Genomic DNA, 13,090 nt, shown 5'->3' with positions numbered 1-13,090 from the left:
TAACGTTAATTTTTGTTAAAACGGCATAAATCAGCTATATTCACGGTCTCAAATTTCAAATTTAAAACCAAAATTATGAAAAAACTTATGTATGTGGCTGTATGTGCCTTAGCCCTTGGATTTACGTCTTGTGGAGCAGATGATGTTGTGGACTTAGCTTGTGATAGTGCTAGAGATGCATTAAAAGCTTCTGTGCAAGTAACAATTAATGCTTATGATGCAGAACCTAATGCTGAAACTTGTAATGCTGCGAAAACGGCAATTGAAGAGTATAAAGCTAATCCTTGTGGAGATAATTCTTTTGACGCTGTATTAACAGGTCTTGGAGCATGTGAGTTTGCACAAGAAGTATAGTTATCTTAATAATTTATTTGAAAAGGTGCTTATTTAGGCACCTTTTTTTGTTTTCAACTACTTTTCCTTTATCAAATATAGATATACCGGGAAGTGATCACTATATCCTCCTGTATACGCCCCATTAGCGAAACTACGATAAGGATACCCCTTATATCTTCCTCTTGGATTAGATAAATAGTTTTTGTTATACACTCCGGATTTATAATATTTATAACTAGAATAATCCTTGTCCAAAAATGCTTTAGAGATAATAATTTGATCAAAAAGATTCCAACTATCTCTATATGCCAGAGACCCAATACCTTTTTTAGCCATATTAGCCATTGGATTATATAAGCCTTTTAGTTTTACTGCTTCTCTTTTAGATTTGGCAGCTAGTATTTTCTTAACACTAGAGTTATCGGGATCATCATTAAGATCACCCATGGTAATGATTTTAGCGTAAGGATTTATTGCAAACAGCGAATCTATTTAGAGTTAAGATTAGTTATTGTAAATAGAAACTGCCTAAAAAGTAATCTTTAGGCAGTTTTTTAATCATTGTTTATTGTTTGATTATTTTTTGTACTGTGCCAAAACTGCCCTGAGTATCTTTTGCATTTACTACATAGAATCCTTTTGGCAAACGATTCATATCTACAGTCAATTTAGATTGACCTTCATTAAGACGTATAGTTTGGGCAAATACTGTTTGTCCCGTTACATTAGTAATAGTAATATCGATGTCGCTTTTTACGAATGTATTAAACTCAACAAATAACTGGTCCACAACCGGGTTTGGTGTTACTGCGATTTGTATTTCTTCAAGTCCAAATCCTTTAGTAAGTAATTCGCTTTCTAGTTCGGTTGGATTTTCAGCCAAAAGAATATTTTGTTTATTCGCAATACGCTCACCACTTTCTAAACAAACTATAGCATCAAGATCATATCCATCGGCAAACCAAGGGAAGATGTTCTTATCACTGATATCTACTACTTTGATATATTTAGCAGAACGTAAGTTTCCTGCAGACAAATCAAACTCACCATCCTGGCAAGTAGTCCCTAGCGAAACAAACTCTACACCATCCAGAGATGCAAATACCTCTGCCGATTCTGGGTAGTATTGACAAGGAATATTATCAAAGAACCCAGTAGACTCAAATACAGCAAATTCATTAGCATCCTTATTATCAAAAATCTCATTATTCAGTTCTATGGTAATTGAACCACCAAAGCCTAAACTTACAAAGTTAAAGAACCTTCTTTCTTTAGGGTTTCCTAGAGCTCTTGCAGGATTACTTCTGTATCTTGAAATTCTTCTTCCATCTCTTCTAGGACCTTGATCAAAAGATGTAACCGACGCACCTACACATTCGTTGTCTACAAATTCAGGCTCTAACAAGAATCTTGCCGAAACAGGGAAGTGATCTGAAGTCGTAAATGCATAATCCGAATCATATACTTCATAGTGTACCGTTACCGAATTTTTGATATACGCTTCGTCTAATTCATTAGTGATAGCGATATGGTCAATCATATTTTCCCTAAATACAAAAGAACGTAATCCTGCTTCACTTAGATCCGAAGACACAATTGTATAATTAGCTGTATCATCTACATATTCCTGGAAACTAGATGTCGTTGAAGGTATATCTGCAACAGTTTCATCAACATCATCATTATAGTCCCCTAGAAGAATCAATTTGTTATTAGCAAAATTAGCGTCTAGAGAATCTTTCAGTACTTCAACATCATATTTACGCATATCATAACGCCCTTGAGCATCGTTACCACTATTCGCTCTTGCGTGTAATGCAATAAGATCGATCCGCTCTGTAACTCCATTAATAGTTACATCAGCAGTCATTAAGAAAGGAAGTCTACCACTAGCAAAGAAACGCGAAGTTTCGTTTGGATAGTCTGTAATGGCAGAATCATCACCACCATTGTATAATGGGTGAATAGTGGTAAACATAGCACGTGTATTTACTACAGAAACTGTTTCGGTATTATAGATAAATCCAACTTTCTGGAAAGGAGGATTTCCTCCTGGATTAGAAGTAGCGTCTGAAAGAATATAATCATACCCAGGTAATTGTGCTACCAATTCAGCAAATAAAGTATCATCTGCAATTTCTTCTACAGCGAATACATCTGCATTTAATCGTTTAAGTACTGTAGCTGTGCTATCTCTTTGAATTGTGTCAGACATTGGATTTTGACCTACAGGAGAGTTGTTCTCATCTCCAAACCACTCAATGTTCCAAGCAACTACATCAAAAGTATCTTCTTTAGGGAATCCAACAGTATCTCCAGGTGGTATAAATTCTACAGAGCAAGGAATATCTGATTCTTGTCTAGGTAATAATTGAAAAAATTCTCTAAAGCGGCCTACTACACCAGTAACCTCAGGGCAAGTAATGGGCTGTACTTTACCTACAATTGATTCTACATCGTTGTCGATTCTTAATTCACCGGTTCCACTAGCGTCGGTTAAGGTGAAATTTGAATTTCCGAATAAAAGATCTCCTGGGTTAGGAAAAGAAGTGTTTGCTACACGCACTAGCTCTCCCGGGTGATTAGCAAGCTGAGCTAAAGTAATCTCTAAAGGAATAATAGGATTTTGCGGAAGTCCATTATTCACCACTTCAATTACACCACTTATTTGTACCTGGTCATTGAATGCAGCTCTAACACCAGTTAGGGTAATAGAATCTCCAACTTTTAAAGCAGCATTAGCCTGTACTTGTTCGTCAAAAACAGCAATACCACCAGTAGCATCCTGAAGGAATGCAGGACCATTAAAACTATCGGTAACTGTAAGCACGCCGGCAATTGTTACTGGAGTTCCTTCGACCACTGCTCTTGCTTCAGCAATAGAGATTGGCTCTCCGGGGACAACAATTACACCGTCGTTATCGGTTCCTGGAGTAGGAGTTTTTACAATATAAGTATCCGTGTTACGAGCACCTCCCTGTCCGTTTGGAGCTCTTTGAAGAGACTCAACATCTTTATTACCATTAGCATCTTCATTAATTTGAGGTTGACCAGCGTTTAATAAAACTAACAGTTCTGCATCGTCTGCATCATTAGTGTCATATACAACAGCATCAATAATATTTTCGGTAACTATAGCTGTTCCGTTAGGGAAACTAGTAGCATCACCAAAATAAAGAACGACTGCATCCGCACCGTTTTGGAAAGAATCTGCTGGTACCACAAGATTTACATTGGCGACATTGGTATTACCAATTACAAAATACCCTTCAGGATTGGTTGAAAAACCATCTAGATCGAAAGCATTATAAGAAGTATTGTTTTTACCATTGTAATTCACTAAAACATAACCGTCTAATGAAGTATTTCCTATTCCTCCATCATAAATTTCAACAAATTCTAAAACATCAGAACCTTGTGTGTCGGCATCTATTTCATTAATAATTAGATTTACAACTTCTGTTGCATTGGTGTTAGAAGCACCTGGGGTTGCAATAGCCTGTGTATAGGTAGATGTATTTCTCAACCCACCTGATCCGTTAGGGAAACGTTGTAATGAGTGGAAGTTCTTGTCTCCTTTCTCATCTTCATTTACCTGGGGCTCTCCCTCGTTTAATAGTACTAATAACTCTGCATCATCACTATCATTAGTATCATATATAATAGCGTCGACAAGATTATCAGTTGTTACTAATGCTCCATTTGGAAAACTTGAAGCACCTGCTTTATATAAAGCAACAGCATCTGGTCCGTTTTGCAAAAAGTTTCCTGAGAAAGTAATAGATACTCCCGGCACATCGGTATTACCTACAACAAAATACCCGTTGGCATTGGTTGTAAAACCCGTTAAATCATAGGTTGCATAACTTTGATTATTAGATCCATTAAAGAATACTAGTAAATGACCATCTAATGATGTGTTTCCTGCTCCACCGTCATATAATTCTACAAATTCTAACATATCAGAACCTTCAGTATCAGCATCTATTTCATTAATTAGGACAACTGGGTCTTCTCCACCACCATCTTCGATCACTACATTCTCTCGATTTGGAGTGTTTACTGCTTCTCCCGGTTCTGCAGCTACGACCGGGAAACTAGGTAGGCCGCTACCATCAAAATCATTTCTTGTCCAATCATCTACAGCATCAGTGTCATTTCCGTTAGGGAATCTAGAAGCTCCACCCACTGTGAATGATATTCCATCAAAAGATTGTGCCAGTGTAACAGATGCATAATTAAGGTCTCCTGCTCCTCCATCATTAACACCAACATCATCTGTAATTTCTTCCCAGGGAGTAGTGTCAAAAACACCATCGTCATTGGTATCAAGATCGTCACCTAAAGTTCCAGTGAAATTTTTAACCAAGAGTAGGGCAACGGTTCCGTTTTCGAAAATATTACTACCAAAAGTTGTAGTAAAATACCCGTTAACATCTGCGGTTCCCAGTTGAATTACCTCGTCAATAGTTCCTAATCCATTATTATCTCCTTCAATTTCAAGCAGCCAGTATTCGCTTAGGTCGGTTTCGGTTCCGGCCAATACTTCAACAAATTCATCTGTATCAGAGCCGGTATGATTAAATACAAATTCGTTGATTACAGGTATTACTACTGGTGTACCAAATACTTGATTTGTATTTACCGTACCATAAGTATTAGCGTCCATGGCTTCCCATATAAATTCTCCCGCCGATACTCCTGCTCCTGTAAGTTGTAAAGAAGCCCCAACAGGAGTGGTACTAGATTCAATCACCCCAATATCCGTACTAGTTAACCCTGATGCAGGTCCGTCTACAGCAGTGATTACACCTTCGTAACTTAAAAACTGAACAACCGCATTGTTATTGTCTACAAGCGCAAGACCATCTGCGGGACCATTTTGCAATCCATTAGATGGAAGTATCTCTACGACAGTTCCATATCCATTTTGTTGGTCTGTAATAGTTCCTGATAAGGAAATTGTATTGTAAACAGAACTATTAGGTCCACTATATAGAGCAATACTCCAACCTGTAAGGTCTGTTCCAGCAGCCCCTGCAATTTCAATAGCTTCGTCTATATCTGTACTTGCATTATCGTAATGTATTTCATTAATAAAAACAGATTGAGCTTCTCCACTTTGCGCCCACATATAGATGAACACTAGTAGAGACTTTACTAGTAATTTAAGATTCATTGTGACTAATTTTTGAGTTTAATTTGTATGATGCGAAGATATAAATTTATAAGAACTAAAAACCTGATCTAGTGTTAATAAGATAATGATAATATCCGTTTGGAGAATGGTTTTATTCAGGTGTTGATGGAACTTATGAATTAGAAGATATTCGTATCAATTTTAATTAGGTAGAATTTATGATATATAATAACAAATATACCCGAGATTTTACTTCGGGTATATTTTGTTTATACAATTTCTACTTGGTTTTGTATGGATAAAGACCCAGTCCAGCAATTCTCTAAGCATATCAAACTTAAAAAAAAGTGATGATCAGCTCTACAATGGTTGCGGAAGCTCTTATGTCTATTACAGAGCTATCCACAAGGGGTGTAAAGCCGATTGTTGCAGTGTTGATTGCCTCCGCAAGTAATGTAAAAGCAATTGTTGCCGTGAGGATCGCTCCGCAAGTAATGTAAAGTCTATTGTCATCTCTTAGATGTCTTCCGCAAGTGTTGTGGAAGGTTTCGTTACTAAAAACAGGCGTTATCAAGCAGTATTTTTAAAGAAAGTTAATAATAGTATTACAATAAAGTACAATAATAGGGGTAACGTTTTACCTATTAAAGACACTATAATTAACACTGAGGTTATTTTTTACCTCTTTATTAATGTTAATTTAAAAAATAGTAAATGAACACACCTTATTTAAACCGTTATCGTAACGGAGAGTATCTGCAATACATGACAGATTTCTCAGAACTATTAAACAAACAAGATTTAGATGCATTACAACTGACAGAAACCAAAGCAATACTAGATCCTTTGGTAAGTAAGATTGATGCAGCTTTTAAGCAAAGTCAGGGAAGCGGATTGACTCAAGAAGTAATTGCACTTGATGAGCGTAGGGATCGTGCTATTGTAGGTTTAAGAGGTATTACAGATAGTTTTAAGTATCATTTTGATAAAAGTATTTCTGATGCAGCTGATGTATTGAACAACATTATCGTTTCTCATGGTGATAATATCCAGCGACTAAGCTATCAGGAAGAGACCGCTGTTATCAATAGTATTGTCAAGGATATGGAGACAGAAGCAGAAGCTACCGCAGCTGTAACAACATTAAACCTTGATACTTGGTTAACGGAGCTAAAAGAGAGTAATGCTGATTTTTCTACCAAGTATCTTGATCGTGTGGACGAGGCTGCATTAAATCCTTCTGCAAACATTCCCGCACTACGAGTAGAGGCTACCGAAGCTTACCGCACATTGGTTACCCATATCCAGGCACATGCTACACTAAGTGGAGCAGAAGCTTATACTACGATACTTAATCAGGTAGATGTCCTGGCTGGGCAGTATAACCAAGTGGTGGATAACCGCTCTAATAACGGAACTAAAGACGATACTCCTACAGAAGAATAAGGTCTTTTAAGTAACCTGTATTTTAAAAGCGGAATAACCCAAATACATTATCCCTTGTGGTATTCCGTTTTTAAATTGTTATCGTTTGATTTTACTTGCAGAAATAGATACGTAGATATACTTTTAGAAAAACAGATAGTTCGTCTGGATAAATTTTTAATATTTATGTGTAGCGTTAAGCAATCACTAATGTGGAATATTATCGATTCTTTATTGTTTTAGCATACCTATTGCAATCTATTCTCTATAAATAAAAAACCAGCTACATTTTAATGTAACTGGCTCTTACTATTTATTTCATACTCATACCCGCCAAACCTTGGCGGCACTCGAAAGGATTCGAGCGCTAGCCTTAACCATTCGAGGACGAGTATGGGAAAAACAGTCAATCGGGTCTAAAAACCTCCAAAAATTGACCATTTCCATCATACAAAAGTATTTCTATAGTATCATCGTTTAAAACTTTACTTTTTGCAAAACTAACCGCATTTTCTTTATTTTCCTTTACTAAAAAATAATCTTGACCATCACCTAAATATGGGCTGCCATCATTATTTAAAATGACTCCTGTTTTATATTTAGCAGTAATAAGTATATACTTGCCTTTTCCTATAATTGGAATTTTCATAATTAAAATTTTACGATATTAAAATCAATATTTCTATATGCTCCTTTTAAGAGCCACTCGGATTCACTTACCATTGTTCCAGGTTTATGGAATAAATTAATTGTTTTTAGATCAGGACTTTTAAATAACATGGACTTAGGAATGTCTAATTTTAGTAGTACGCCATTTCCATTTGTTCTATATGCATAATTTAAAGCAACATCTATATCCGTTGTCCAAGAGGTGAATTTACTGTTTATTGTACCATTAAGCCCAGTATTATGTAATAGGGTATTTGAATGACCGAAAATACCCCCTCTAGATTTTACTATACCATTTAGAGCATTAGTATATGCTTTACCAGCACTACTATTAACACCCCTGTATATAGTGATAGCTTGATTGGAAGGTATTTGTACAGCTGCCTTACTCCCTACAATAGACTTATATATCGAATAAGAAGTACTACCAATTTTTGAAAGATTAAGACTAACGCTTACTCCAGGACCAGCAGCAGATGATAGAGGTAATGCTAATGTGCTCCCTATAGCTGTAGCTGTAGTATTCATTAAAAAATTACCTAACCCATTAGGATCCCAATTTTTCCATCCCGCATCGTAGTTTTCTTTAAACCCAGTGGCATCTATACTATTGAGGTCATTTCTTAGAGCAACTGGTACATAAGAGTTTCCATACCTTTGGATATATTTAGAGAATACTTGGTCATAATCCCCTTCAAAATCATACAGCTCATTATAATAATCTAAGTCGCCAACAAAATCAGACTGCATACCATAATTAACATTTCTTCTTCCGGTTAAAATTAATTCTCCTAAGTCTTCTACTTGATCACTAGGAACATCAAAATAATTATCACAACAACCCTGTCCGTCTGCGCCACTTGGATCAGAAAAGTATATTGGGTTATTGTCAAAAGCATTGTAAGGAGACATAGAGTAATGAGTCACAGGATCTATACCTGTCCATCTAGCTATAGCAGGATCATATTGTCGGAAAGGCATTTCATAAAGATTTAAATCTAAATCTGTAGTTAATTCTGTGCCGTTAAATCCATAATTGTTGGGCACCCCACTAATTAGATCATTATACCCTTTGTGTTGAAGCCCAAATGGGTAGTAATTCTTTTCTTCTTTTATTTCTGGTAATACAACAGCTTCAACTTTTCGGATAGCTATATCATCAAACCATACATTACCAACAGCTGATAGGCTTTCAATTTTTAAATTTATTTGTTCGATATGGGCTGAAACGGTTACTCTTTTTTCTATATAAACCCATTTATTTAGCGTTTTTGATGTGATATCATTAAATTGTATTAAATGATGTGTATCATTATTAACACGTTTAGTTAATTCTAATCTTATTGTAGGTTTATCGCTATACACCCATGCGGAAAATATATAATCTGTATCCGCACTATTGTTAATATCAATCCAATTATTGTTATATACATATTTATTATTGCCTGTTGGATTATAAACTCTGGCAGAATAGTTGCCAGAATGTTTAATAACAGAATCGTACTCATCTACAGACCCCCCTCCTGAGTCACCTAAACTTTCCCAGCCGCTTTGAGACTCAAAACCATCATTAAACACTAACGTAGTTGGTGTTGAAATTTTTCCATCATTATTAGTGTCCTCATATGACATTCTAATGTTTCCTAAATGATCTTTATATTGATAGGTATATGAAAAGGAACCATCATTTTCAGGTTCTACATAACCTTCAGGGTGATAAAAGAAGTTTAATTGCCCATTATTGTATACAAAATTACCCGCATACTCTACCGACTGTTGCTCACCAGTAGTTCCATTTACAATATTTTTTTTAATCTTGGCTCCATTAGCACTATATCCATATATGATATGACTATTATCATTAAACTGAATTTGTTTGGGCAGGTTTAGGTGGTTAAACGTAATCCAACCAACGCCCTTATTCAAGTCTTTGATTTGGTTACCATTAGCATCATAACTATAATCATGACCAACTTTATTAATGTCATTAAATCCCTCTGCGCCTAAAGCACCTGTTCTATTATCTGTTACTGATTGTAGTTGATTACCGTTATAATTATACGATAATAGATCAAAAGAAACTATATAGTTTTGGTTTGCGGGATTTAACCCATTTCTATTAAGGTTTTCTATGTTGCCATTTCGATCATATTTAGCAGATGAGGAATATTTATTATTAAATACCCTAGAGTCTGCAAAGTTTGCTTTTTCTAACCTATTTAGAGCGTCATATCGATAAGTGTATTCTCTTAATGTGTTTGACTCATTGTTTGTTTTCCAATGTATGTGGCTAATATTACCATTATATAATGGGTTGTTATAGTATGTAGAAGTACTAGGGCCTTGAGGGTTCTCATAATTAATACCCAAAGAAAACAGATCGTCATTGATGTTACTTGGGTCATTAATATTCTTTAGCCAACCCCTTATATTATATGTATAGTCGATGCTTTGCAATGGGTTTCCCTCTGTATTGCCTACATCTTTTTTTACTAGTTGTCCTAGTTCGTCATAGTGATTTTTGAAGATTAATTCTTGTTGTTGTCCATTAACACTTTGTTTTTGTGTTATAAGCCTTCCAACATTATCATAGTTATAATAATCCACAACACTAATAGGTAAATTAGCTCCTTTATTATGAATTGACTTGGTTTCAAGAACCAAACTATTAAAATCGTACTTGATTTCTGAAACATCAATAGATTGCAGGTACTCATTTGTAGAGTGAACATAGATAGGCCTGGTCTTTTGATCATAATAAATCACAGATGTTACCCAGTTATTTGTCCCCAGAATTCTAACTTTACTTCCTGTAGATAATCCTTTGGTATGATTATTAACTTCTTGTCCATATGTAGTTCCAGGTTTAGTAGCATTATGATCAAAAGTATAGTTGTCATAATAATTGATCGTATAGATTTTTGAAATTCCTGTAGGTACGGCATCATTGGTATAATAGATTTCTGTTCCTGCTAATTGTGTAGGATCGTTTGTTTTATTAACCCATTGTGTATATCTATTATCTGCATACCCTTGCATTGTTGTTCTGCTTATTGTGCCTGGGTGTATGTGTAATCCCGTATAAGCTATTCTTCCTAACGCATCGTATTTTGTGAACAACCACTCATTTTTAGCCCTTTGATTGGCATCCTGAGTCATGACAGGTTGATCTAATTTATTATATACAATATACTCCCAGCCTTTTCCCGGCACTTTTCTTTCTACTAATCGATTTCTATAATCATATTTATATTGATAAGCCAGTTGATCGAGCTGCTGTTCAGTAATTGTTGGCAGGTTTGTTTGATATTGAGATAAATCTACTATAAACTCTGCTTCAATATATTCTGCACGAATACTTTTAGTATCAAAAGATAAAGCATTGTTTCTAATATGTGCTATAGCTCCTACGTCTTCTTGACCACTATCATAATTACCAATTATAACTTCACCAAGATACACATCAGGAAGTGGGGGATCGAACTCCAGGTTTAAAAGTTCTCCGTCATCTAATATACTAGGGCTTTGGCCATCATATGCGTAAATTTCTACACCTAAATAAGGTTTGTTATAAAAATATGTATATACGTAAATTTCTATATCTCCATCAAGATAACCGTCTGCAAACAAGGATTCAACATTTTGATAGGAATAACTTTTACCCATCCAAGGTTGTTGCTCTAATAGTTTATAGGTATTAAGCTTAGGCGGTAATACGAATACAAGATTTCCTATTGCATCATAGACATAATAGGTGTCGTGCCACTTTCCTTTATCAAAGGTTCTTTCTAGTACAGGCCTACCGTCACTATCCTTATATTCTTCGGTTGTATTGTCATTAGAATATTGTTGATTGGGTTTCCAATTTTCATTTTTAACAATGGTTTTATATAAACTATTAACCGCATATAATCCTTTGTCTACTAATTGTGGTTTCTCATTTACCAAAGACGCATAAAAATGCCTTACATAATCTGTATTCTGATTGAATTTGTATTCTGATTTTATGGTGTGACCTGTCTCAGCAGCAGGATTGATTTTCCAAGCTTCACCTGGAGCTCCACTCTCCATTACTCTATTAAGTGGAGATGATTCTGTAATCACTTCAGAATATGGGTTGGTAGTGTTATTGTACTTGGGAGTATTATAAAAATTTAACGTATTAGCTTTACTATTAATATCAAATGCACCATTGGTAATCGCTATATATGGTAAATATGATTTAGTACTTTCACCATTACCATCATACTCATAATGTGTAATAACGTCTTTACCAGATGGTGTCACTCCAATAGCGACATTTTGTTTTATTCTTGTAGCTCCGTCGGAATATGTTATTTGCTCTATTACTTTATCTGTAGGTATATTATCGAGCTGATCTATTTTATACCCGCCTAAGTACACTCTTTCGTAGCTATAATTCTGATTATCGTTATCAAAATTATAGGCAACAGTAGGGCAACCATTATCTCTCGTTCCTGCTTCTGTAGGGCAGTCATCAAAATAGCAATCGGTAATGTATCCGGCTGGTTGGTAGCAGGATTCTAATATAGTATTAGGATCTCCAAAACCGTCATTATCCTGATCCGCATACCATGTAATTGGGACTGTATTTACTGAAGGGTTATCATCGTTGCAATCATTAGAATTACTAACATATCCAATGGGTCTTTCGCAAGAATTAATGAAATCATTAAGGTTGCCATAACCATCTTTATCGACATCTTTATACCAGTTAATAGGTGAGGTAGTTACTTCAGGATGAAACCTATTGCAATCACCATTGACAGGCACATGAACTCCTTTCATAAAATCATCACCTCCTCCTGGCGGACAACCAGTTAAATGAACCACTGGATCATCATTACCGCCATATCCATCGCCATCATAATCTATATAATATATTTCTAGCCCTGAAGGAATATTAGGGTTTGTATCATCACAATCATAACCAAAATTCCGATTTACCCATTTTACGCCATCATAAACATAATATTTGTATACATTTCGATAAGTATATGCTTTGCCATATGAGTCGTAAATTTCTATTTCTTCATCAGAACCAGATAAACCAGCTTCTGGGCCACCATGACCAAAACCACCAGCTTTAATGTTTAAGAAATATACATAGTCGTCTAATTGTCCAAATTTATCATTGTCGACATCTTTATAGTATTTATTAAAAATGAAATATTTATCTCCTACATAGGTGTTGTCTGACCAAGCAACTTTCTGTTGCCAAGAATTTCCACTATTGGTTTTTTCCCAGAATCTATAACCACCTATAGCGTAATTATCAAAATTTGGCAAGTTTTGATTTTGTAATCTTTTCAAATAATTACTAGATTCTGAAGGAGTAAGACCATACAAAGCTTCAACAATGTCAAAATAAGAAGCTCTGTCTTTTGGAGACATATCTTGTACTTTAAAAGGAATACTTCCAACAGAATATTGTTGTGAGAGAATAATTTGAGTAGAAAAAATTATGAAAACGAATATTACTATATTTTTTATCATCAT

The 13,090-nt window shown here is 35.3% G+C and carries 5 protein-coding genes and 1 pseudogene; 2 read left to right on the top strand and 4 right to left on the bottom strand.

Going from position 1 to position 13,090, the window contains the following annotated elements:
- Positions 1-75: 75 nt before the first annotated feature.
- A complete protein-coding gene (locus tag J8M14_RS08105; protein ID WP_211074090.1) occupies positions 76-354 on the top strand; it encodes a hypothetical protein in 279 nt (92 codons plus the stop codon).
- 57 nt (positions 355-411) lie between these two features.
- Here the strand turns inward: J8M14_RS08105 and J8M14_RS08100 are convergent.
- Together J8M14_RS08100 and J8M14_RS08095 are read right to left on the bottom strand one after the other, a co-directional pair.
- A pseudogene (locus J8M14_RS08100) lies at positions 412-828 on the bottom strand (endonuclease/exonuclease/phosphatase family protein); the annotation flags it as partial.
- A gap of 73 nt (positions 829-901) precedes the next feature.
- The gene (locus tag J8M14_RS08095) at positions 902-5,515 is read right to left on the bottom strand and encodes a T9SS type A sorting domain-containing protein (RefSeq protein WP_211074088.1); all 4,614 of its coding nucleotides are present in this window, start codon (positions 5,513-5,515) and stop codon (positions 902-904) included.
- 675 nt (positions 5,516-6,190) lie between these two features.
- Here J8M14_RS08095 and J8M14_RS08090 point away from each other — a divergent pair.
- The gene (locus J8M14_RS08090; protein WP_211074087.1) at positions 6,191-6,922 is read left to right on the top strand and encodes a DUF6261 family protein; all 732 of its coding nucleotides are present in this window, start codon (positions 6,191-6,193) and stop codon (positions 6,920-6,922) included.
- Positions 6,923-7,307: 385 nt separating this feature from the next.
- Here J8M14_RS08090 and J8M14_RS08085 read toward each other — a convergent pair whose 3' ends face one another.
- Together J8M14_RS08085 and J8M14_RS08080 are read right to left on the bottom strand one after the other, a co-directional pair.
- Positions 7,308-7,550 (bottom strand): hypothetical protein, encoded by a 243-nt coding sequence (locus tag J8M14_RS08085; RefSeq protein ID WP_211074086.1) that lies wholly within the window; start codon positions 7,548-7,550, stop codon positions 7,308-7,310.
- A 2-nt stretch (positions 7,551-7,552) separates the two neighbouring features.
- On the bottom strand, positions 7,553-13,090 hold the full coding sequence (locus tag J8M14_RS08080) for a DUF6443 domain-containing protein (RefSeq protein WP_211074085.1): 5,538 nt from the start codon (positions 13,088-13,090) through the stop codon (positions 7,553-7,555).

Origin of the sequence: Aquimarina sp. MMG016, assembly GCF_018100805.1 — a bacterium.
In the GTDB taxonomy this organism is placed as follows: domain Bacteria; phylum Bacteroidota; class Bacteroidia; order Flavobacteriales; family Flavobacteriaceae; genus Aquimarina.
This window is presented reverse-complemented; position numbering and strand designations above follow the sequence as displayed.